We start from the raw sequence: 25,473 nt of genomic DNA, 5'->3' as shown, positions 1-25,473 counted from the left end.
GACTAGTGGTCTTCAGACGGCTTTACACTCAGCGAGAGTAAAGCCAATGCCATCAACCGAATGTTTTGCACCCGCTGTGCTAAAGGAGCGCGCCGGGCGCCGGAACAAGACCGGATGACATCTCGGGGCGGGGCTGAGTACCTCGCAGAGCTTTCTGGCAGATTGGGGGGAGCGCGATGACTGGTGCGCCGCCGGATCGTCGTGCGATCATCACCGAGGCGTTGCGCAAGATCGATGATCTAACGGCGCAGCTGGAAATTGCTCAAAAGGGCGACACCGAGCCGATCGCCGTGGTGGGGATGGGCTGCCGTTTTCCAGGTGGGGCGAACAACACAACCCAGTACTGGCGGTTGCTGCAAGACGGCGCCAGCGGCATCGTGCGGGTGCCCGCGGAGCGTTGGGACGCCGACGCCTTCTACTCCGACGACCACTCCGTGCCGGGCACGATCTGCTGCCCTGAGGGCGGTTTCCTCACGTCGTGGCGACCCGACGAATTCGACGCTGAGTTCTTCGGCATCTCACCGCGCGAGGCAGCCGCAATGGATCCTCAGCAGCGGCTGTTGCTCGAAGTCAGCTGGGAGGCATTAGAAAACGCGGGCGTCACCGCACAGATGATCCGCGGCACGCAAACTTCGGTCTTCGTCGGGATGACCACCAATGACTACACGCTGACCTTGGCCGGCAAGTTGCCGCCAGACCAGGTCGACCCACACCTTCCGTTCGGGAACGCGGCGAACTTCGCCGCCGGGCGGTTGTCCTATTTCCTGGGTGTGCACGGCCCGGCGGTCGTAGTCGACACCGCGTGCTCGTCGTCGCTGGTCAGCATTCATTTGGCATGTCAAAGCCTGCGCCGACGCGAAAGCGACCAGGCGTTGGCCGCCGGGGTCAACCTGATGCTGAGCCCGGAAAACAGCGTCGCCACCTCGCGGTGGGGAATGTTGGCTCCCGACGGCCGGTGCAAAACCTTCGATGCAGATGCGGACGGCTATGTCCGCAGCGAGGGTTGCGGAGTGGTCGTGCTCAAGCGGCTCAGCGATGCGCTGCGCGACGGGGATTCGGTGTCGGCTGTGGTGCGTGGTTCGGCGGTCAACCAGGATGGTCCCAGCAGCGGGCAGACGGTGCCCAGCGGACCGGCCCAGCAAGCTGTGATGCGTGCCGCGCTGGCGGCCGCACGGTTGGAGCCTTGGGAGATTGACTACATCGAGGCGCACGGCACCGGCACCGCGTTGGGTGATCCGATCGAGTTGGGGGCGTTGAGCAACATCTTCGGCGACCGGAACGGCTCGGCGCCGCTGGTGTTGGGTTCAGTGAAGACAAACCTGGGTCATCTGGAATCAGCGGCCGGGATCGCCGGGTTTATCAAGACTGTGTTGACCGTGCAGCATGGCTACATCCCGCGGCATCTGCACTTCAAGCAGCTGACTCCGAATGCGGTCGAGGGCGCTTCCCGGTTCACAATCGCCGATCAGGGCATGCAATGGCCCGGCGTGGCGCGCGCCCGACGGGCGGCAGTTTCGTCATTCGGCGTCAGTGGAACCAACGCGCACGTGGTGATCGAGGAGGCCCCGGCCGCCGAGCCGGCGGCCGCGCAACCGGAACCGGTGCTGACCACCTTGGTGATCTCAGGGAAGACCCGCGCACGGATCGCCTCGACGGCCGCGATGCTCGCCGACTGGATGATCGCCGACGGCGCCGGCGCTTCACTGGCTGATGTCGCCCACACCCTTAACCATCACCGCACCCACCACAAGGTTTTCGCCACGGTCTGCGCGCGCGATCGTGCCCAGGCCGTCGCTGGCCTGCAGGCGTTGGCGAACGGTGAATCAGCAGTCGGTGTGGTGGGCGCCCACGCCGGGTTGTGTAAACCGGGCACCGTCTTCGTGTATTCGGGTCAGGGCTCGCAGTGGGCGGGCATGGGCCGGCAATTGTTAACGGATGAGCCGACTTTCGCCGCTGCGGTGGACGAGTTGGAGCCGTTGTTCGTCGAGCACGTCGGATTTTCGCTGCGGCAGGTGCTCGCTGAGGGCCAGCCAGTGGCCGGCGACGCGCGGGTGCAGCCGGTGTTGATGGGTTTGCAGTTGGCGTTGACGGCCTTGTGGCGCTCGTATGGCGTGGAACCCGATGCGGTGATTGGGCATTCGATGGGAGAGGTGACCGCGGCGGTAGTTGCCGGGGCGCTGAGCCCGGCTGAGGGGCTGCGGGTTATCGCGATCCGGTCGCGCTTGATGTCGCGGCTGGCCGGCCAAGGGGCCGTGGCGCTGCTGGAGCTTGACGCCAACGCGGCCGAAAAGCTAATCGTCGACTATCCCGAAGTGAGTTTGGCGGGTTACCTCTCGCCGCGCCAGACCGTGGTCGCCGGGTCGGTGACGCAGGTTGATGTGGTGATCGCCGCGGTAACGGCACAAGAACGATTCGCGAAGCGAGTGAACATGGAAGTCGCCTCGCATACCGCACTGATGGATCCCATCTTGGCCGAATTGCGCTCGGCGCTTTCGGATCTGGCGCCCAAGGCGCCGACGATTCCCTTCATCTCCACCATCGTCGACGGCGACGGTGCCGCACTGCCGCCTTTGGATGCACAGTACTGGGTCGCCAATGTGCGTCAGCCGGTGCGGCTACACCAAGCCATCGCCACCGCGGCCGAGCAGCACGCGACTTTCATCGAAGTCAGCCCACATCCCACGCTGGCGCACGCCGTGACCGAAACGCTGGAATCCACTCATCATCACAGCATCGGAACGCTGACGCGCGATGGTGATGACACGGTCAGCTTCCACACCAACTTCAACAGCACTTGTGTCTTCCGTCCCCCGCAGGTGCCGCATCCGCCCGAGCCGCATCCGGTGCTGCCCAGCGCGCCTTGGCACCACACCCAGCACTGGATCAGCGCCGAGAATTACGTCAAAGCAGCCGAATCCGCGCCCAAGCCCGGCACCCTGCTCGGTGAGCACATCGCCGTCACCACCACGCCGCCAACGCATATGTGGCAGGCGCGGCTGACCCCGGCCAACAAGCCGTATCCGGGATCTCATCACAACAATGGTGTCGAGATAGTTCCGATATCGGTTCTGTTGCAGACGCTTTCGGCCGCGGCCGCTGAATATGGGACATGGATAACCTCCGACGTCCGATTCGAATATCCGATCGTCGTCGACGAACCGCGGGTGATCCAGGTGGTTGCCGACGGCCAATCGGTCACGGTGTCATCGAGTTCCGCGAGTGCCGGCGCCGAGAGCACCGCGCAACGGTGGGTCAAGCACTGCCATGCCCGAATCTCTCGCGAGCTGCCCGACCAGGCGGCGGCACGCCAGTCCCTGCACGCCGTTGACACGGCGGACACCGAGTTCGTCGACGAGTCGGTTACGTCGCTGTGGCGGACCTGGGGCAGCGAAGGGCGGCCGTTCGAGTGGTCGGTCCGCTCCTGCCGGTCGTCGGCCGATCGATTGGATGCCGAGGTCGAGCTGTCTACACCCTCGGCGGTCGCGCTGCTCGATGCCGCCATCCACCTCGCCCGGCTGCTGGACAGCGACAACCCGCGGCTGATGATTCCGGCCGCGGCAGCAAGTGTCCGGTTTGAAGCCGAACTTGTTGAGCAGCATGGACACATCGAGGTGCATCGGCGCGGCGGCAACGACGACGAGCTGATCGTCGACCTTGCGGTAACGGCGCCGGACGGCAGCACCTGCATCGAAGTCCAGGGACTTCGCTACGCAGTGGTGGACTCGAATATGGCGGCGTCGGCCAACGACGACCCGTCGACGATGGTGCACGCGATCGATTGGCAACCCTTCCGGGCCGAGGGTGGTGCCGACTCATCAGATGGATTGGCCACCATCGCGGTGCTCGGTGACGAAAGCATGGTCGGCACTTTGCGTGATCGGCTGGCCGATGCTGGTTACCCGTCGGCCGATGCCGCTGAGGCGCGCTACGTGCTGTATGTAGCGGAATCCGGTTCGGATACTACCGATCTCGACTGCGCGGTTCGGCTGTCGACCGAAGTGGCCGATCTGGTCCGAAGGCTCGCCAAGCGCGACGATGACCAGCCGGTCACGTTGTGGATCGTCACCCGCGGCGTTCGGGAGGGTTCCTCCGCCACGGCCGTGCGGCAAAGTTGCCTCTGGGGGACCGCGGGGGTCATCCGGGCCGAGCAGCCGCAGTTGTGGGGCGGCCTGATCGACGTGCCGGACGGAGTAAACCTCGTTGATTGGGTAGTGCCGCTATCCACGATCCTGCGGACGCCGACCAAGTCCATCCTGGCGCTGCGCGACGGCGAATTCCTCACGCAGGTGATGGCGCCGATCTCCGGGGAGCCGGCCCGCGAGCCGCTGCGGTGCCGCCCGGACGCGGCTTACCTGGTCACCGGCGGCATGGGTGCGCTGGGTCTGCTGATCGCAGGTTGGCTCGCGGATCGTGGCGCGCGTCGTGTGATACTGGCCGGCCGCACGCCGCTGCCACCACGTCGTGAGTGGGACGACATCGCTGACGCCGACACGAGGCGCAAGATCGCCGCTATCCGCGCGCTGGAATCGCGGGGGGTAACGGTGGATGCGGTGGCCCTCGACGTGGGTTCGCCTGATGCGGTGCGAGAGCTTGTTGCCAAGCGGGACGCCGACGGCGCCCCGCTGATCCGCGGCGTCGTCCACGCTGCCGGAATCACCGACGCCCAACTTTTGACCGAGGTTACCGAGAGCCGTCTTCGCCACACCATGTCGCCGAAAATCGCCGGTGCGCAGGCGTTGCACGAGGTTTTCCCGCCCGGTAGCCTCGACTTCTTGTTCATGACTGCCGCGGCCGGGGCGGTGTTCGGTGTCCCTGGGCAGGGCGCCTACGCCGCGGCCAATGCCTACCTGGACGGGCTGGCCCACGCGCGTCACCGCCAGGGCTGCCACACTGTCAGCTTGGATTGGGTGGTCTGGCGGGGACTCGGGTTCGGCACGGACGCTCAAATCGCGATGCAGGAACTCGAGCGCTTGGGCTCACGGCCCGTCACCCCGGACGAAGCCTTCGCGGCATGGGAGTACCTGGAGCGCTACGACGTCGCTCAAGCCGTGATGGCTCCTCTGCCGTCGTCCGACGCACCGGCGGCGGAAGACGCGCCGGCGATATCCCCGAGATGGTCGGAAATGCCCGCCGAGGAGGTCCTGCGCGAACTCGAGGCCGGGCTGCGAACCATCCTTGCCCGTGAACTGCAAATGCCGGAAGCCGAGCTCGCACTGGACCTGCCGTTTGCGGAGCTGGGCCTCAACTCGGTGATGGCAATGTCGGTTCGCCGAGACACCGAGCAGTTCGTCGGCATCGAGCTGTCAGCGACGATGCTTTTCAACTATCCGACAATCCTTACGTTAGCCGAGCATCTGGCCAAGAAGCTTCTACCGCAGACAGATTCGGACAACGACGTCGACGCGCTGCGCGGCACGGACAGCAGTGTTTTGGACGACCTGTTCGACAGCGTGGAGTCGGCGCCGGCTGGTAGTGAGAGGGGTATCTGATATGACCGCGCCTTTCGACGAAGAGACCCTTCGGCACTGGCTGGCCGACTACCTGGTGACCAACGTGGGTGTGAGTCCCTACGAGATCGACTTTGACGCGTCCATGAGCGATCTTGGTTTGGGCTCGCGCGACGCGGTCGTGCTGTCCGGTGAGCTCTCCGAGCTGCTCGGTCGGAAAGTTTCGCCGGTGGAATTCTGGGAGCACCCGTCGATCGCCGACTTGGCGCAGTTCCTCAGCGGGTCGCCATCCGACGCCGAGCCGGCTCTCGAGGCCGAGCATCGAAGCCGCATGGACGAGCCAATCGCGATCATCGGCCTGGGATGCCGATTCCCCGGTGGGATCCACGGACCGGAGGACTACTGGCAGTTCTTGTCTGAAGGTCGGTCCGCGGTGGGAGAGCTGCCGCCGGAACGGTGGGCGCCGTTCGACGACGGCTCCCCTGAGGTCGCGGCGGCGTTGGCCCGCACTACTCGTTCGGGGTCGTTCTTAGCCGACGTCGACGACTTTGACGCGGATTTCTTTGAAATCTCAAGCCGCGAAGCCGTCAAGATGGACCCCCAGCAGCGTCTGCTACTGGAAGTCGCGTGGGAGGCATTGGAACACGCCGGAATTCCGCCGAGTTCGCTGCGGCGCTCGCCGACCGGGGTCTTCGCCGGCGCGTGCTACACCGACTACGGATACCTCGCAGGCCTCGATCTCCCCGGCATCGACGCGTGGAGTAACGCCGGCGGCGCGCTGAGCATCATCGCCAATCGGCTGTCGTACTTCCTGGACCTGCGTGGACCGTCGTTGACGGTGGATACTGCTTGTTCATCGTCGATCGTCGCTTTGCACCTGGCGTGCCAGAGTTTGCGGATCGGGGATTCGGATGTGGCGCTTGCGGCTGGCGTGAATTTGCTATTGGCGCCCGGCGTTTTTCGTGCCTTTGATCAAACCGGTGCATTGTCGCCAACCGGTGCGTGCCATGCGTTCGACGCCGAGGCTGACGGGTTCGTCCGTGGCGAGGGCTGCGGTGTCGTGGTGCTCAAGCGACTCAGCGATGCATTGCACGACGGAGACCGGGTACTGGCGTTGGTGCGGGGTTCAGCCGTCAACCAGGACGGTCGGTCCAACGGCCTGTTGGCCCCGAATCCCGCCGCCCAGATGGCGGTACTGCGCGCTGCGTACGCCAATGCGGGAGTGCCGCCGCACGAAGTGGATTATGTCGAGGCCCATGGCACGGGGACTCTGCTTGGGGATCCCATCGAGGCGCGTGCGCTCGGCACCGTTTTGGGCAAGGGCCGTCCGGAGCAGTCGCCTTTGTTGATCGGCACGGCGAAGTCGAACCTCGGGCATCTCGAGGCAGCTGCTGGGATGGCCGGTCTGATCAAGGCGGTGCTCGCCGTGCAGCGGGCGAGTATTCCGGCGAATTTGCACTTCCACAACCCGAACCCGCATATCCCGTTCGATCAGCTACATCTGAAAGTGGTTGCTGAACAACGCAATTGGCCGCACACACCGCACCCACGGCGGGCCGGTGTGTCGTCGTTCGGGTTCGGCGGCACCAATGCACATGCGGTGATCGAGCAGGCTCCTGCGGCAGTCCCCGTTCTGCGTGAAACCGATCCGGTTGCGACCACCTTGGTGGTGTCGGGCAAGACGCCCGAGCGGATTGCATCGATGGCCGGGGCGCTGGCCGAGTGGATGGGCGATGCAGGTTCCGCAGTTCGGTTGGCCGATGTGGCCCACGGGCTCAATCACCACCGAGAACGACACGCTCACTTCGCCACGGTTTGCGCCCGCGATCGCGCTGACGCGATCACCGGTCTGCGAGCGCTGGCCGACGGTCGGCATGCCGAGGGAGTCGTGGGTCCGCACGACGGCCCGTGCAATCCCGGCACGGTGTTCGTGTACTCGGGTCAGGGCTCGCACTGGGCGGGCATGGGCCGCCAATTGCTTGCCGACGAGCCGGTGTTCGCCGAGGCCATCGCCGATCTGGAGCACGATTTCGTTTCCCACGTTGGGTTTTCGCTGCAACAAGTGATCGCCGGCGGCGAGCCGGTGAGCGGCGATGCGCAAGTGCAACCGGTGCTGATGGGTTTGCAACTTGCGCTGACCGAATTGTGGCGCTCGTATGGAGTGCACCCGGATGCCGTGATCGGTCATTCGATGGGTGAAGTCACCGCCGCGGTGGTGGCCGGGGCGCTGACGGTGGCCGACGGACTACGGGTGATCGCTATCCGCTCGCGGCTGATGTCGCAGCTCGCGGGGCAAGGTGCGGTGGGACTACTCAAACTGGACGCCGAGACTACCGCGGCGTTGATTGCCGACTATCCCAATGTCAGTGTGGCGGGCTATGTCTCACCGCAGCAGACGGTGATCGCTGGGCCGGTGGCTCCGGTCGATGCGGTGATCGCCGCGGTGAGCGCGCAGAACAAGTTCGCGCGTCGGGTCAACATGGAGGTCGCCTCGCATACCGCGTTGATGGATCCGATCTTGCCTGAGCTGCGCTCTGCGCTGGCGGATCTGGTGCCCTCGATGCCGGCGATTCCATTCATTTCGACCGTCGTGGAAGGCACCACGTCGCCGGTCTTGGATGCCGAGTACTGGGTGGCCAATGTGCGCCAGCCGGCGCTGCTGACCCAGGCCATTACCGCAGCCGCCGAAGACCACGGCACCTTCGTCGAGGTCAGCGCTCACCCGATCTTGACCCACGCCGTCAGCGACACGCTGGAATCGGTGACCCATCACCACGCGGTCGGGACGTTGTGGCGCGACGGTGATGACACGGTCACTTTCCATACCAACGTCAACGCCGTCCACACCAGCCAGCCGCCGGAGACGCACCACCCGGCAGAACCGGCACCGGTACTGCCCACCACCCCCTGGCACCACAGCAAACACTGGACCACGGTTAGGCCATCGGCTCCGGCCAAACATGTTGTGCATGCCGGCATTTCGAACGGCCAGGTCGTCGATGGACCGATTCCGTCGCAGTGGTACAGCCAGCTGGCCTGGCCGGCGGGGGCATTGTCCGCAGAGCGGGCAGACGCGGATAGCTCGTGGATGGTGATCACCGATTCCGAGCTTGGCGCCGAACTCGGCCATGTTCTCGGTGACGGGTCTGACGTGACGGTGCTGCCCGCGTCACTGCTGGCCGAAGCCGGCGAGGTTGAAGCGATCACCGACGCCCTCGCCGGAGCCACGCATGTGCTCTACGCACCCCCTGTGCTTTCTGACCATTTCGACGCCGAATCGGGATATGCGTTGTTCAACGCTGCGCGAAAGCTGACCGCAGCGGTGACCGCGATGGGGGTGGGGCCGCGGCTGTTTCTGCTCACCCGCAATGCCCAGCCTGTCGATGAGGGCGATCGGGCCAACCCCGGCCAGGCGGTGCTATGGGGATTGGGTCGCACGCTGGCACTGGAGCATCCCGAAATCTGGGGCGGCATCATCGATGTCGACGAATCGGTGCCCGCCGGCTTGGCCGCCCGATATGTGGTCGACGAAGCTCACGGCGGCGACGGAGAAGATCAGGTCGTATACCGGGCTGGCGTTCGTCGTGTCCCACGACTGCAAAGCCGTCACCTGCCGGCGGCGGCCCCGGCTGAATTGGACAGCGACAGTAGCTATCTGGTCATCGGCGCAACCGGGAACATCGGGCCGTATCTGATTCGGCAACTTGCAGCCGCCGGGGCCGGCACCGTCGTCGCGGTGTCCCGCAATCCCGGTTCACTGTTGGACGAGTTGGCTGCCGAACTGTCGGCGACCGGCACCACCTTGGTGACGGTGGCTGCTGACGCGGCTGATGAAACCGCGATGAGTGCGATGTTCGACCGCTTCGGCGCAGATCTTCCACCGCTGGGCGGCATCTACGGGGCGGCATTCGCGGGCGGGCCGATCACCTTGCGCGACATGACCGATGACGATGTCACCGCGATGTTCCGGCCGAAACTGGATGTGGTGGCGTTGCTGCATAAGCTGTCCGTGCGTCACCCGGTGCGCCAGTTCGTGCTGTTCTCGTCGATTTCCGGAGTGACCGGCTCGCGCTGGCTGGCCCACTATGCGGCCACCACGACATTCCTGGACACGTTCGCGTTCGCCCGCCGAGCGGCTGGACTTCCGGCTACCGCAATTAACTGGGGGCTCTGGAAATCATTGTCCGATAGCCAATCCGATGCCGAACGGCAGGTGACTCTCGATTCCGGTCTTGAGCCTCTGCCCGATGATGTCGCTATCCAGGCGCTGCCGTGGGTCACTGGTCCCGGCACGCCGGTGCGCTCCACGATCGTCGCGGCCGACTGGGCCCGGCTCGCCACGGCGTACCGCAGTACCCGTGCGGCGCTACGCGTCGTGGACGAGCTGCTGCCGACCGAGACCGCGGGGCCGACGTTATCGACGCTGGTCACCGAGTTCCGGGAAACGTTGCGGGACTGCGAACCGGAACGCCGGCGCAGCCTGCTGGTTGATCACGTCGCCGCGCAGGTGGTCGCGGCGATGGGGTTGGCGTCACCGCAGCTGCTGGACCCGTTGATGGGTTTCTTCCAGTCCGGGATGGACTCGCTGATGAGTGTGACGCTTCAGCGTGCCCTTTCCGACAGCCTGGGCGAGTCGCTACCCGCGTCGGTGGTGTTCGACTACCCGACGGTGGAGGCGCTCGCCGACCACTTGGCCACGATCCTTCCGGAGCTGGTCGAGGTTGCCGATCAGGAGAGCGTCGACGCTTATCAAGACCTCAGTGATGACGACCTGCTCAAAGAACTTTCCGAAAGGCTGGGTTGAGCGCAATGACTGCTGCATCGCCGGATCGTCGGGCGATCATCACCGAGGCGCTGCGCAAGATCGACGATTTGACTGCACGCCTGGCGATCGCGGAAAAGGCTGATACCGAGCCAATTGCCGTGGTGGGGATGGCGTGTCGGCTCCCCGGCGGGGTGGATACCCCCGCGGAGTACTGGCAGTTCCTCAAGGATGGACAGAGCGGCGTCATCCGGGTCCCTGCGGACCGCTGGGACGCCGACGCGTACTACTCCGAGGACCACACCCGGCCTGGCACGATCTGCAACCGTGAGGGCGGGTTCCTGACGTCCTGGCAGCCCGACCAATTCGACGCCGAATTCTTCGGGATCTCTCCGCGTGAGGCAGTCGCGATGGATCCTCAGCATCGGCTGCTGCTCGAAGTCGCTTGGGAGGCACTGGAAAACGCGGGCGTCACACCAGAGGCCATTCGCAGTACGCAGACCGGGATTTATGTCGGCCTGACGACCAGCGACTACTACTGGCTCAGCATCGCCGGAGGGGTGCGCCCAGAAGAATTCGACCCGTATCTCCCGTTCGGGAATGCGTCTAACTTCGCCGCGGGTCGGTTGTCGTATTTCCTGGGCGTGCACGGCCCGGCGGTGGTCCTCGATACCGCGTGCTCGTCATCGCTGGTCGCCATTCATCTGGCGTGCCAAAGCCTGCGCCGGCGGGAAAGTGATCAGGCGTTGGCCGCCGGAAGCAACCTGATCATGAGTCCGGAAAACAGCATCGCCTGTTCGCGGTGGGGAATGCTGGCCCCCGACGGTCAATGCAAGACCTTTGACGCAGCCGCCAATGGCTATGTCCGCAGCGAGGGTTGCGCAGTGGTCGTGCTCAAGCGGCTCAGCGATGCGCTGCGCGACGGGGACTCGGTGTGGGCCGTGGTACGCGGTTCGGCCGTCAACCAGGATGGCCCAAGCAGCGGGCAGACCGTGCCCAGCGGGCCGGCCCAGCAGGCGGTACTGCGCGCGGCCTTGGCATCGGCGCGACTGGAGCCCTCGGAGATCGACTACATCGAGGCGCACGGCACCGGCACCGCGTTGGGCGATCCGATCGAACTCGAGGCGTTGAACCGGGTTTTTCCTGAGCAGGACCGCACGGCTCCGCTGGTACTGGGTTCGGTGAAGACCAACATGGGTCATTTGGAGAACTCGGCCGGTATCGCCGGGTTCATCAAGACCGTGCTGAGCCTTGGCCACGGCTACATTCCGCCGCATCTGCACTTCAAGCAGTTGACTCCCAACGCCAGCGCGGGCGCATCGCGATTCACCATCGCCCCGCAGGGGATGCAGTGGCCGGAGGTGGGACGGCCCCGGCGCGCTGGGGTGTCGTCGTTCGGCGTTAGTGGCACCAACGCGCACGTGGTCGTCGAGCAGGCGCCCGCCACGGAACCTGTTGCGTTGCAACCAGAACCAGTAGTCCAAACTTTGGTGATCTCGGGGAAGACCCCGGTCCGGATCGCGCCGTTGGCCGCGATGCTGGCCGACTGGATGGCCGGCGCCGGCGCCGACGTCCCGTTAGCCGATGTCGCCCAGACCTTCAACCAACACCGCGCCCGTTACAAGAGCTTCGCCGCGGTGTGCGCGCGTGATCGCGACCAGGCGGTGGCCGGCTTGCGTGCGTTGGCGGACGGCGAGCCCGCGCCGGGTGTTGTGGAACAGGCCACCCGAGTCCTGGCGTCGGGCACGGTATTTGTGTATTCGGGTCAGGGTTCGCAGTGGCCGGGCATGGGCCAGCGGTTGCTGACCGAGGAGCCGGCGTTTGCCGCGGCGGTCGACGAGTTGGAGCCGGCTTTCGCCCCGCAGGCGGGGTTTTCGCTGCGGGATGTGCTGGTTGCCGGTGAGCCGGTGGTGGGCATCGAGCGGATCCAGCCGGTGTTGGTGGGTATGCAGTTGGCGTTGACCGCGTTGTGGCGCTCGTATGGAGTGGAACCGGATGCGGTGATTGGGCATTCGATGGGCGAGGTGACTGCTGCCGTCGTGGCTGGCGCGCTGAGCCCGGCCGATGGACTCAAAGTCATCGCGACCCGGTCGAAGTTGATGTCGCAGTTGTCCGGGCAGGGCGCGATGGCGCTGCTCGAGTTGGGGGCCGAGGACGCCGAGAAGTTGGTCGCGGACTATCCAGACATCACGGTGGCGGTCTATGCCGCCCCCCAGCAGACCGTGATCGCCGGACCGCCGGAGCAGGTCGACGCGGTGATCGCGGTGGTGGACGCGCAAGGTCTGTTAGCCCGGCGCGTCGAGGTCGATGTGGCCTCACACCATCCGACCGTCGATCCGATCTTGCCGGCCTTGCGTACTGCGCTGGCTGATCTGGCACCGACCGCGCCGCGGATTCCGTTGATCAGCACGGTCGGCCAAACCAACGGCGCGGCACCGGCGTTTGCTGCCGACTACTGGGTGGTCAATCTCCGTAACCCCGTGCGGTTCAGCCAGGCAGTGGCGGCCGCTGCGCAGAATCACGCCACCTTCGTCGAAGTCAGCCCGCACCCACTGCTCACCCACGCCATCGGCGAAACGCTCGCCTCGGAGCCGTCGAGCGACCGATTTGTCGTCACTTCGGCGATGAAGCGCGGCGACGACGAAACTCTTTCGGTCCACACTCAACTCGCCACTCTCGGTGTGACCCCGACGGCCGGTGGGGTTCGGCGCGCAGACATTCCGCCGTCGCCGTGGCTGCATGCCAGCTATTGGGTCGAGAAGAAATCCGGCGTGCAGCGGCTGCCGGATGTGCACCCGTTGCTCGGGGTGCACGTTGAAATGCCTTCTGGCCGTGAACATGTGTGGCAGGCCGACATTGGAACCGAGACAATTCCGTGGCTGGCCGACCACATGGTTCATGGCCGGGCCGTCATGCCAGCGGCGGGCTTTGCCGAGATGGCGTTGGCCGCGGGCCGCCAGGCCCTTGGCCAGCCCGTCGACGCGATCGGGGTCAACCGACTCGAGATCGAGCAGGCGCTTGTTTTGGACGGCCACACGCGGGTCACCACCCAGTTCGCTTCCGGCGCTGACGGGAATCGCGTTGAGATCCATGCCAGTTCGGCGGACGGCAAGTGGTCCCGATATGCCGTAGCCGACATCGATGTGACCGACCAGAAGGCACCTGCCGAGCTGCGCGACCCCGAGTCGGGCCACGACATCGAGCTGCCCGACGACGCTGCGGACCATCCCGAATACTGCATTCACCCGGTGCTGCTCGATGCGGCGTTGCGGCAGCTGGCTGCCGCCATCCCGGTCGACGCGTCAGACGGTTCGACGTCGTATCTGCCGGTGTCGGTCGCGTCGATCCGGGTGTTCGGTCCGAGTCGGCGCCGCGCCCGGTGTCACGCCGATCTGGTCGAGCAAGCGCCCGGCGACTTCCGCGGCCGAATCGCTCTCACCGACGACGCGGGGACGGTCACGGCGGAGCTCACCGATCTCGAGCTGCGACCGGTCGAAGCGTTGCGGCTGCCGTTGGAGCAGAAGATCTTCGACGCTGTGTGGGTGCAAAGTTCGACGCCGCCAACTGGTTCGGATACCGACCAGGTGGCCGGCGGTAGCTGGCTCCTTCTGGCCGATTCCGATGCCGAGACAGCGGCGCTCGCGGCCGACGTCGCCGCCAGGCTGAGCTCACCGACCAGGCGGGTCGTCACTGGCGCATTGTCGGATGAGTCGGCAGTTGTGGAGACCTTCGTTAAGACCGCGGCGGATGAAAAGCTTTCGCCCGCAGGTGTGGTCGTGTTCCTCGGATCGCCGTCGTTTGACGGTACCGACGCCGACGGGGCGCTTCGGCGCGCCCAGGAGTTGATCGGGGCAATCTCAGCTGCGGCGCACGCCGTCGCCGACGGTGGAAAGGGGCATCCGCCGCGGCTGTGGCTGGTAACCCGTGACGGGCTTTCGGTTCGCGATGATGAGCCGGGTGATCCGGCAATCGGTGCTCTTAAGGGTCTCATTCGTAACTGGCGGTTCCCCGGCGAAGCGGCGCGCGTCCTGGCGGGTGAGCCAGATCTCGGGACCACGCTGGTCGACCTGGGCACAGCGAACGATCCGGAGTCGTCGATCGCGGCGTTGCTCACCGAACTCGGTTCGCCCGCCGGCGATGACGTGATCGCGTGGCGTAGCGACGGCCGATATGTGGAACGGCTCTCGCGCGCGGCGCTCGATGGTGGCCGCCGGGAGGCGGTTGTTCACCCCGACGCGTCATACATCGTCACCGGCGGCCTGGGGGGGCTCGGCACAGTCGTCACCCGTTGGCTTGTCGAGCGCGGTGCGGGGCGGATTGTGCTCAACGGCCGAAGCCAGCCGTCAGATGTTCAGCAACAAGCTCTTGCCGAGCTTGGCCACGACACCGAAATCGTCTTTGTCTCAGGAGATATCGCTTCGGCGGGAGTAGCAGATCGGCTGGTGGCGGCCGCCGAAGAGACTGGACGCCCACTGCGCGGAGTCGTGCATGCGGCCGGTGTGACCGGTGATGGTCTGGTGACTGCGCTCACCTCCGAAGGCATGCAACGGGTGTGGGCGCCGAAGGTGGGCGGCGCATTGCGGCTGCACGCCGCGACTTCGACCCGCGAGGTCGACTGGTGGGTTGGCTTCTCCTCGATGGCCACCCTGCTGGGTCTGCCCGGTCAATTGGCGTATGCGACGGCCAACGCGTGGCTCGATGCGTTGATGGCATGGCGACGCGCATCGGGGCTGCCCGCGACCGCGATCAACTGGGGCCAGTGGTCCGACGTCGGGATGAGCCACGCGCTGACCTACAGCGTTCTCGATCCGATCACTCCCGACGAAGGCGTCGAAGCGCTCGAGTCGCTGGTCGGCGGCGCGCTGGCTCGGGTCGGTGTGGGACGGCTGCGCCTTGATCGCGCCTTTGCCACCACCCCCGAGTTCCGCGAACTCAACTACTTCGAAAATGTGGTGGCCGAATTCGACAAGGCGTTCGACGTTGTCACCGTCGACCAACGGCCGGCCATGGTGGACGGGGACCAGGCGCACGTCTCCGCCCCGGACTGGTCGCAGTTGTCGGCCGAGGACCGGCTCAGCGAACTCGAGGCCAGGCTGCGGAGCATGTTGGCCCGCGAATTGCGAATGTCGGCGTCAGCGATCAACACCGATCAGCCGTTCCCCGAGCTGGGACTGGACTCGATGATGGCGATGACGGTCCTGCGAGAGACTCAGAAGCTGGTGGGTATCGACCTGTCGGCGAATATGCTGTTTAACCACCCGACCATCTCGTCACTGGCGACGTACGTGGTGGGCCTGTTGGCACCCCAAGAAGTCGCGCCGGACGAAACCGACGATCTTGAGCTGGAGTCGCCCGGCGGGGTGTTGGATGAGTTGTTCGATCAGGTGGAGTCGGCTTCGGCGGGCAGTGAGAGCGGTATTTTTTAATGGGAACGATCTTCGACAGGGTTTCGGCGATGCCCGCCGACAAGCGGGACGCGCTGACGCAGCAGTTCGACAAGGCTTCGCGGATCGCCGCCGCCGAACCGGTGGCGGTGGTGGGGATCGGCTGCCGTTTCCCCGGTGGTGCGGTAGGACCGCAGGGTTACTGGAACTTCTTGGCTAACGGCGGGGATGGCATCAGCGAAATCCCTTCTGACCGTTGGAATGCCGACGAATATTACGACCCGGACCAATTCGCGCCCGGCCGGATGTCGTCGAAGTGGGGCGGCTTCTTGTCCGACGTGGCCGGCTTCGACGCCGACTACTTCGGTATTTCCCCGCGTGAGGCCGAAGCGATGGACCCCCAGCAACGGCTGATGCTGGAGGTGGCCTACGAAGCGCTCGAGCACGCGGGGATCGCGACAGACAAACTGTCCGGTGTGCGTGCCGCCGTGATGATGGGCGTGTATTACGGTGAGTATCAAACGATTTCGGCGGCCAACCCCGACACCATCGATGCCTACTCCGCGACGGGCAACGCCCACGCCGTCGCGGTCGGGCGCATCTCGTACCTGCTAGGGCTGCGCGGTCCGGCGGTTGCGATCGATTCCGCGTGTTCGTCGTCGCTGGTCACTATCCATCTGGCTTGCCAGAGCCTGCGATTGCGGGAAAGCGACCTCGCCCTGGCCGGCGGGGTCAGTCTGATCTTGCGCCCGGAAACTCAGATCGCCATGGCCAAGTGGGGAATGCTGTCTCCGCGGGGCCGGTGTCACTCCTTTGACTCCAGAGCCGATGGCTTCGTCCGCGGCGAAGGTTGTGGGGTGGTGGTGCTCAAGCGGCTCACCGACGCGGTGCGTGACGGCGACAGGGTGTTAGCCGTTGTGCGCGGTTCGGCGGTGAACCAGGACGGCCGGTCCAATGGCCTGACCGCGCCCAACACCATCGCCCAGGTTGACGTCATCACGCGCGCATTGCGCAGCGCCGACGTCACCGCGGGCTCGGTGAACTTCATCGAGGCGCACGGCACCGGCACCGCGTTGGGCGACCCGATCGAATTCGAAGCGTTGGCCGATCAGTACGGGCGCGGCGAGAGTCGCTGCGCCCTGGGTGCGGTGAAATCCAACTTCGGCCACTTGGAGGCTGCGGCCGGCATTGCCGGGTTCATCAAGGCCGCGTTGTCGGTGCAGCGGGCGCAGATACCGCCCAATCTCAACTTTTCGCAATGGAATCCGGCGATCGATCCGTCACCCACGAGGCTGTTCGTCCCCACTGAGCTCAGCCCATGGCCCGCCGAGGAAGGCCCGCGGCGGGCCGCCGTGTCGTCGTTCGGCATCGGTGGCACAAACGCACACGTCGTGATCGAACAAGGGCCGGATCCGGCGCCGGCCTCGCATGCCGATGCCTCGCCGATAACGACATTGGCGGTTTACGGCAAGACGGAACAACGGATCGCGTCGTGGGCGACGGCCCTCGCCGATTGGATGGTCGATGAGGGTGCCGGCGTGCCGCTGGCAGATATCGCACACACCGTCAACCACTACCGAAGCCACCACAACAAATTCGCCACGGTGTCCGCGCGCGATCGGGCCGAGTCCGTGGCGGGACTGCGGGCACTGGCCGCCGGGCAACCGACGCCGGGGGTGGTCGGCCCGCGTGAGGCGCCACGCGGATCAGGCACGGTGTTTTTGTATTCAGGCCAGGGTTCACAGTGGGCCGGCATGGGCCGCCAGTTGTTGACCGACGAACCCGCTTTCGCTGCCGCGATCGACGAGTTGGAGCCGGATTTCGTTGCGCAAGCCGGTTTTTCGCTGCGCGATGTGCTGGTTGCCGGTGAGCCGGTGGTCGGTATCGAGCGTATCCAGCCGGCGTTGGTCGGTATGCAGTTGGCGTTGACCGCGTTGTGGCGCTCGTATGGGGTGCAACCGGATGCGGTGATCGGGCATTCGATGGGGGAGGTGACCGCGGCCGTCGTGGCCGGGGCGCTGAGCCCGGCTGATGGCTTGAAGGTGATCTCGACCCGGTCGAAGCTGATGTCGCGGCTGTCCGGTCAGGGCGCGATGGCGCTGCTCGAACTGGATGCCGAGGCCGTCGAGAAGTTGATCGCCGACTATCCGGATATCACCGTCGCGGTGTATGCCGCCCCGGAGCAGACGGTGATCGCCGGCCCGCCCGAGCAGGTCGACGCGGTGGTTGCGGTGGTGGATGCGCAGGGCCGGTTGGCGCGTCGCATCGAAGTGGACGTGGCCTCGCACCACCCCACGGTTGACCCGATCCTGCCCGAGTTGCGCACTGCGCTGGCGGGTTTGAATCCGATGATGCCGAAGATCCCGTTGATCAGCACCGTCGGTCAAACCAATGGTGTAGCACCGGCATTCGACGCCGACTACTGGGTGGTCAATCTGCGTAACCCGGTGCGGTTCAGCCAGGCGGTGACATCTGCTGCGCAGAACCACTTCTTCATCGAAGTCAGCCCGCACCCACTGCTGAGCCACGCCATTAACGGCACGTTGGAATCGGCCCGGCCGCGCGGCGGTGCCCACGTCGCGGCGACGTTGAACCGGGATAACCCAGAGACGCTCGCCTTCCACACCCAGTTGGCTACGGTTCGGCCGCCGTCAGTCACATCCGCGCAGATGGCAAGCGGCACAGTAAAGTTCGTCGATCTTCCGCCGACTCCGTGGTTGCATTCCCGCTATTGGGCGGCGCCATTTTCGGCAACTCGGCAGTCCGCCAGCACTCACCCGCTGCTGGGAACCCACGTCGAGATGCCTTCCGGCCGCGATCATGTGTGGCAGGCCGATGTCGGCACCGAATCGCTGCCCTGGATGGCCGACCACAAGGTGCATGGTCAGCCGGTCATGCCGGGAACCGGTTTCGGCGAAATAGCGTTGGCGGCCGCCAGCGAAGCCCTCGGCCTGCCGGCGCAGTCGGTAACCGTCCGAGTCGAAGTCGAACAGATGCTCCCGCTGGGCGCCCAAACGCCTCTCACGACGCAGCTCTCCCGAGGCGCAGAAGACGGCGACGACATTCGCATCGAAATCCACTCCCGCTCGGCCGCCGGCGCCTGGACCCGCCATGCCGTTGCCCACGTCGAGGTCGCGCAGCCCGAGGCACCTGCCACGCCAACCACTTTCACAGATCCCGGTACCGTGATTTCGCCGGCGGATCTGTACTCCGCGTTACGCACCACCGGTTTGCATCACGGGCAGGCGTTTGCTGCCCTGACTCGCATTGTGCGCCGGGCAGGCGGTTCGTCGGAGACCGAGATCGTGCTGCCAGACGAGGCGACCGCGCATCGTGCTTATCGCATCCACCCGGTGCTGCTGGACGCGGCGTTGCAGGGGCTGGCCGCCGCGATGTCGAGCGAATCGCTGGCCGACGCCAATGAGGCCACTTATCTGCCGGTTTCGTTCGAGAAGATCCGGGTGTTCGGCGATGTCGGGCGTCGCGCCCGATGCCGCGCCGAGCTGGTCAACCCTGACGGCGACGGTGCCGGGCTGACGGGCCGTGTCCTATTGACCGACGAGAACGGCACACCGACCGCGGAGATCACCGGCATCTACCTGCAACGTGTGCAACGCCGCAGTGTGCCACTGCCACTGACGCAGAAGATTTTTGACACCGAGTGGGTCGAGACTCCCGTCGACGCTGCGGCGCCCGCGCCCGAGGGCAGTTGGCTGGTGCTGACAGACGGTGCCGAGACCGAGGCGGCTGCAAAGGAATTCATCGCCGGATTCGGCTCCGCGACCCGACGGGTGATCACCGCCGAGCTTTCACACGAATCGGCCGTCCTCGAAGCCTTCTCGCAAGCCGCGGGAGACCCCGAGCTCCCGCCGGTCGGCGTGGTCATCTTCGCGGGTCGGCAGTCATTCGACGGGACCGAATCCGGTGATGCGCCGGCGCACGGCCGCGACCTGGCCTGGGGCGTCGCCTCGACGGTCCGCACAATCCTCAGCGGGTGGCACGGCAAGTCGCCGCGACTGTGGCTGGTTTCCCGCGACGGCCTGGCCGTCAACGACGGAGAACGGGGCGACCCGTCGATCAGCGGCCTGACCGGGTTGATCCGGGTTCTCGCCTACGAACATCCCGACCTTCGCACCACGTTGGTCGATCTCGCCGGCGACACCCTGATGTCGCTGGCAGGCGAACTCGGGCTGGCTTCCACCGATGACATCATCGCGTGGCGCGGCGAAAATCGTTATGCGAAGCGGCTTTCCCGTGCGACGCTCGGTGAGGCTAAGTTCGATGCGGTCGTTCGGCGTGACGGGTCGTACATTCTTACGGGCGGACTCGGCGGGATTGGCTTGGCCATGGCCCGTTGGCTGGTCGACAGCGGCGCCGGACGCGTCATCCTCAACGGCCGGTCCGCGCCGTCCGAGGAGGCGCAAACGATGCTCGCCGACCTTGAGCAGCGAGCGCAAATCGTTGTGGTGTCTGGCGATATCGCCGCACCCGGAGTCGCCGAGCGGCTGGTGAGCGCCGCGGAAGAGACCGGGCTGGCGTTGCGAGGCCTCTTGCACAGCGCTGTCGTACTGGACGATCAAATCGTCGTCGGCCTCTCCAGGGAGAGCCTGGAACGAGTATGGGCGCCGAAAGCCATTGGCGCACTGCGGCTGCATGTCGCGACCGCCGAGCGCGAACTCGACTGGTGGGTCGGCTTTTCGTCGACGTCGTCATTGCTGGGCGCCCCAGGACAGGGCGCCTACGCCGCAGCGAGTGCCTGGCTCGATGGCCTGGTCGACTGGCGTCGCGCATCTGGCTTGCCCGCCACCACGATCAATTGGGGCCAGTGGTCCGACATCGGTGTCGCGCGCTCATTGACGTTCAGCGCGCTGGATCCCATCGCGCCGGCCGAAGGCATCGAGGCGCTGGAGGCCATCCTCGCCACTGCGCCCACCCGGATCGGGGTGGCCCGCCTGCGGCTGGACCGCGCCGCGGCTGCGTTCCCGGAGATTGCCCAGCTCGGCTATTTCACGAAGTTGGCCGAGGAACTCGACACCGACAGCGCTGACGACGATTGGGCGGGACCCGATGCGTTGCGCGAGATGGACGCCGCCGAAGTCAACCGGGTCGTCCTCGGACGACTGGGCGGTCGCATCCTGGCCATCATGGGATATCCGAAAGACAGCACGATTGACGTCGATCAGCCGCTGACCGAATTGGGAATGGATTCGCTTATGGCTGTGCGAATCCGCAACACTGTTCGGGGGGACTTCGGCGTGGAACCGCCGGTGGCCCTGTTGCTACAAGGTGCGTCGTTGGCTGCGCTGACGACCGATCTCATCCGCCAACTGGGTCTTGACACCGAGAAGGCCGCCGACACCGGCAACGCGGTTCGTGACAGAGCCAAGCAACGCGCCGCAGCCCGGCAGCGAGCCGCGGCTCGGCGGAAGGTAGGAGATCGAGTGTGACCAGCAACAGCGAACTGCCGCCCAACGCGATTGCGGTCGTCGGCATGGCGGCCAGGTTTCCTGGTGCCAACACGCTGTCGGCATTCTGGGACAACCTGCGCCGTGGCGAGGAGTCGATCGTCACGCTGGCCGAAGACGACCTGCTGGCCGAGGGCATCCCCGAGAAGGCATTGGCGAATCACGCGTACGTGCGGCGTGCCGCATTGCTGGACGGGATAGACGAATTCGACGCCGACTTCTTCGGCTTCACCCCGCACGTGGCGCGCTCGACCGATCCGCAGCATCGCCTTTTTTTGCAGACCGCGTTTCACGCGGTCGAAGATGCGGGCTACGACCCTGCCGAAATAGAGGGCTCGGTCGGCGTGTACGCGACGAGTACCACCAGCGGGTACCTCCTGCACAACATCATGTCCAACCATGACCCTAATGTGGTTATGGGACAAGGCATTACATTCGATATGGTCAATCTGTCGTTGCAGAACGACAAGGATTACCTGGCCACCAAAGTGGCGCACGCGTTCAACCTGCGCGGGCCGGCGCTCTCGGTGCAGACGGCCTGCTCGTCTGCCTTGGTCGCGCTGCACCTGGCGTGTCAGAGCATTCTGAACGGCGAGTGTGAGATGGCACTGGCCGGCGGCGCATCGCTGCGTATCCCGCACCACGTCGGGTACTGGTACGCCCCCGGATCGATGGTCTCGCCGACTGGCCACTGTCGGCCATTCGACGTCCGCTCCGACGGCACGATTTTCGGAAGCGGAGTCGGCGTGGTGGTGCTGAAGGCGCTGCAGGATGCCGTCGATGACGGCGACCGGATTCACGCCGTCATTCGCGGATCGGCGCTGAACAACGACGGCTCGACGAAGATGACCTATGCCGCTCCCAACGCGGCCGGGCAGGCCGACGTCATCGCCGAGGCACAGGCGATCGCCGACGTCGACTCGTCGACTGTGAGCTATATCGAGACGCATGGAACCGGCACACCGTTGGGTGACCCGATTGAAATCGAAGGCCTGCGACAGGCATTCGCTGTTTCCGAAATGGACCGTGCTGCACCATGTTTCATCGGGTCGGTCAAGTCCAATATCGGTCACCTGGAGTCGGCCGCCGGGATCGCCAGCCTGATCAAGGCGATCCTGTGCCTCGAGCATCGGGCAATTCCGCCGACGCTGCACTACACCAGCCCGAACCCGGAATTGCACCTCGACCGTGGGCCGTTCGTCGTGCGCAGCGAATACGGCCCGTGGGAATGGGACGGCATCCTGCGCGCCGGGGTCAGCTCGTTCGGTGTCGGTGGCACCAACGCACATGTGGTACTTGAAGAGGCGCCATCGGTCCCGGTCTCGGCGCCCAAGCCCGGTCCGCAGGTGCTGTTGATGTCGGCCCGAAGCGCCGAGGCGCTGCAGCAGTCGCGTTCGGCATTGGCTGCCGAGTTGTCCGGTGACGACGTCAGTCTCTCCGATGTGGCGTACACACTTACCCGTCGCCGCAAAGAGAACATTCGTATCGCGGCGGTCGTCAAAGACCAGCAGGACGCGACGGCGGTGTTGGAGGCTGCCGAGCACGACAACATATTCATCGGCGAATCCGCGCCAAAGGCCGATGTTTCCGATCGCGTCGTATTCCTGTTTCCGGGTCAAGGCGCTCAGCACATCGGGATGGCACGCGGACTCTACGAGTCTGAGCCGGTTTTTGCCGAGCACTTCGACCAGTGCGCCGCGGGGTTCGGCGAGGAACTCGGCGTTGACCTGCGCGCGGAGATCTTCGACGGGACCGCCCGCAATTTGGAGCGCACCGACCGCACCCAACCCGCACTGTTCACCGTCGAGTATGCGCTGGCAAAGCTGATCGAAACCTACGGTATTCGCCCGGCAGCGTTGGCAGGGCACAGCATTGGCGAGTATGTCGCGGGCACCATCGCGGGCGTCTTCGACATTGCCACGGCCATCAAAGTGGTATCGATGCGGGCTCGCCTGATGCACGCCGCGCCTCGCGGGGTCATGGTCGCGGTAGCGCTGAGCCCCGATGCCATCGCCGAGCACCTGTCCGGCGATGTCGACGTCGCGGCGATCAATGAGCCAGGCGGCTGCGTGGTTGCGGGATCTGAGGAGAACATTCGTAAGTTCAGCGAACGCCTCACCGAAAAGGGGATCGTCGCGCGTCGGGTCCGCACATCGCATGCGTTCCACTCACGGTTGATGGATTCGATGATTCCGGAGTTCACCGGCTTTTTGTCTCGACTGACCCTGCACGAGCCGCAAATTCCGTTGCTGTCCAACGTCACCGGCACCTGGCTGGCCCCCAGCGAAGCCACCAATGCCGCGACGTGGGCACGTCAGGTCCGGTCGACGGTCCGCTTCTCCGACGAAATCGACGTGTTGCTTACCGATCCTGATCGGATCGTGGTTGAGGTTGGCCCGGGCGGCACCTTGACCGCTTCGGCGATGCGGCACCCTAAGTGGTCAACAGGCCACCACGCCATTCGGTTGATGCGCCATCACGCCCAGAACCGTGACGACCGGGACGCGTTTCTGCTGGCGCTCGGGCAGCTTTGGTCCTCGGGAGTCGAGGTCGACTGGACGCCACTGCGTGGCGGTCAGCAGCCACGGCTGCTGACGATTGCCGGCTATCCGTTTGAACGCCAACGGCATTGGGTGGATCACCGGCCGCACGGCGGGTGGGTGGCCGACACGGCTGCGGTCAATGGAGCAGCGACGCCGGCCGGGACCGCGGCAGCCGACGCCGCCGGCGCGGCCAGCAACGGCAAATCGCCGATGGAAGCGACCTTGCAACGTATTTGGGGGCAGTGCCTCGGTATCGGTTCGGTCGATCGCAAGGCCAACTTCTTCGAACTCGGTGGCGACTCACTGGTCGCGATCAGCGTGGCGATGACCGCCGGCAATGAAGGGCTGGACCTCACGCCCCAAGACCTCTACGAAAACCAAACCATCGCCGCGCTCGCCAAAGCGCTGACTGCCCGATACGCCGCCGGCGGGTTGGCGCGTCAATCGCTTAGTGACGTCACGCATCCGCCTGTCCCGCCGAACATCTCCTACTTCCTCGAGCGCGGAGTGAAAGAACGCGGACAGTGGCGCGTGCCCCTGCTGTTGCAGCTGCGGCCCGACGTGTCAGTTGACGACGTCCGCTCAGTGCTCACGGCCGTGACCAACCACCACGATGCGCTGCGGCTGCAAATCGTGGAACGCGCGGGCACGTGGGAGCAGGTTGTCAGCGAACCACAAGAACTCGCCGAACTGGCCACCAGGTCGCTTCCCGACGACGTCTCGCCGGCAAGCGCACAGGAGCGAGAAGCGCTGCTGGGCATACTGAACGAGCAGATCCGCGAACAGGACCTCATCAGCCCTCCGCTGACCGCCACGTATGTCCGTGGCGTTCAGGGGGGTTCGTGCTACCTGGCTATCAGCGTGCACGCGATCGCCGCAGACATCACGTCGCGTGAAACTCTGCTTGCCGACATCTTCACCGCGTTCGGCCAGCGGTTGGCAGGCGACGAGATTGCGCTCGAACCGGTCAGCACGCCGTGGACCGAGTGGTCTCAGCGTTGCGCCGGGCTGGCCATCCATCCGGCAGTCGTTGAGAGCCGCGACTTCTGGTTGGAGACTGCGACGGCATCTAGCCTGCCGGTGGCCAACCGGGATATCACCGAAGGCCCGGGCGTAGCCGATCTGGTGCGGTTGCACTCGGCGCTGACAGTCGCCGAAACTACCGAGATCGATGACGCGCGCCGCCGGCTGCGGGTGCCGATCGAACAGATCCTGCTCGCCGCGCTGACCCGCACGATCGCGGCCGCGGTCGGCGACGGGTCGGTCGCCGTCGACATCGGCGGACCGGGCCGGTCAGTGCTGAAACCGGATGTCGACCTGCGCCGGACGGTTGGCTGGTTCACCACCGTCTACCCGGTTGCTCTCGACTGCGCAAAGGGCGATGGAACCAGCGCAAAGCAATTGCTCGACGACGTGCACAGCAGGCTGAATGCCGTGCCGCACTATGGAATCGGCTACGGGCTGCTGCGTTACCTGTACGCACCGACCGCGCGGTTATTGGGTGCGGCGCGCCCAGCCGACATCTACTTTTCCTATGTCGGCACGATTCCTGACCTGCCGTCGTTGCCGTCCGAAGCCGCGCCTGTCCAATTCGACCCCGACATCGCGATGCCGGTGCGAGACACAATTCCCGGCCTCGGGCACGCGATCGAATTTCGGGTGTATCGCGGCGCCGGTGTGCTGAACCTGGATTGGTGGCATGACAGCCGCAGGGTCGAATCGTCCACTGCGCAATCGCTTGCGGACGGCTTCGCCAAAGCGTTGATGGAGCTGACCCGAGAGGCGCTCGCCGAGGACGAATTGGACGCTGAGGGCGATGAAATGGCCCTGGTGGATTTGTCGTCGATCGATACGCCGGGATAGCCAAGGCGG

General features: G+C 65.5%; 5 protein-coding genes. All 5 read left to right on the top strand.

Translation table 11 applies throughout. The features are described 5' to 3' along the window. The first annotated feature begins 176 nt into the window (after positions 1–176). The 5 genes from WBF82_RS23425 to WBF82_RS23405 are packed head-to-tail and all read left to right on the top strand — an operon-like array spanning position 177 to position 25,464. A complete protein-coding gene (locus WBF82_RS23425) occupies positions 177–5,489 on the top strand; it encodes a type I polyketide synthase (protein ID WP_424385316.1) in 5,313 nt (1,770 codons plus the stop codon). Between the two features lies 1 nt (position 5,490). After that, positions 5,491–10,251 (top strand): SDR family NAD(P)-dependent oxidoreductase, encoded by a 4,761-nt coding sequence (locus tag WBF82_RS23420; RefSeq protein WP_424385315.1) that lies wholly within the window; start codon positions 5,491–5,493, stop codon positions 10,249–10,251. A 5-nt stretch (positions 10,252–10,256) separates the two neighbouring features. Continuing rightward, a complete protein-coding gene (locus tag WBF82_RS23415; protein WP_424385314.1) occupies positions 10,257–15,635 on the top strand; it encodes a type I polyketide synthase in 5,379 nt (1,792 codons plus the stop codon). Then, positions 15,635–21,040, top strand: coding sequence for a type I polyketide synthase (locus WBF82_RS23410; RefSeq protein WP_424385313.1), 5,406 nt, complete (start codon positions 15,635–15,637; stop codon positions 21,038–21,040). The genes WBF82_RS23415 and WBF82_RS23410 overlap by 1 nt, the downstream gene beginning before the upstream one ends. Next, positions 21,037–25,464: a type I polyketide synthase gene (locus WBF82_RS23405; protein ID WP_424385312.1), complete on the top strand. Its 4,428-nt coding sequence runs from the start codon at positions 21,037–21,039 to the stop codon at positions 25,462–25,464. The genes WBF82_RS23410 and WBF82_RS23405 overlap by 4 nt, the downstream gene beginning before the upstream one ends. Positions 25,465–25,473 lie beyond the last annotated feature (9 nt).

The sequence above is a fragment of the Mycobacterium sp. genome, assembly GCF_049673265.1.
In the GTDB taxonomy this organism is placed as follows: Bacteria; Actinomycetota; Actinomycetes; order Mycobacteriales; family Mycobacteriaceae; genus Mycobacterium.
Note: the sequence above shows the minus strand (reverse complement) of the source record. Positions and strands in the feature narration are given on the sequence as shown.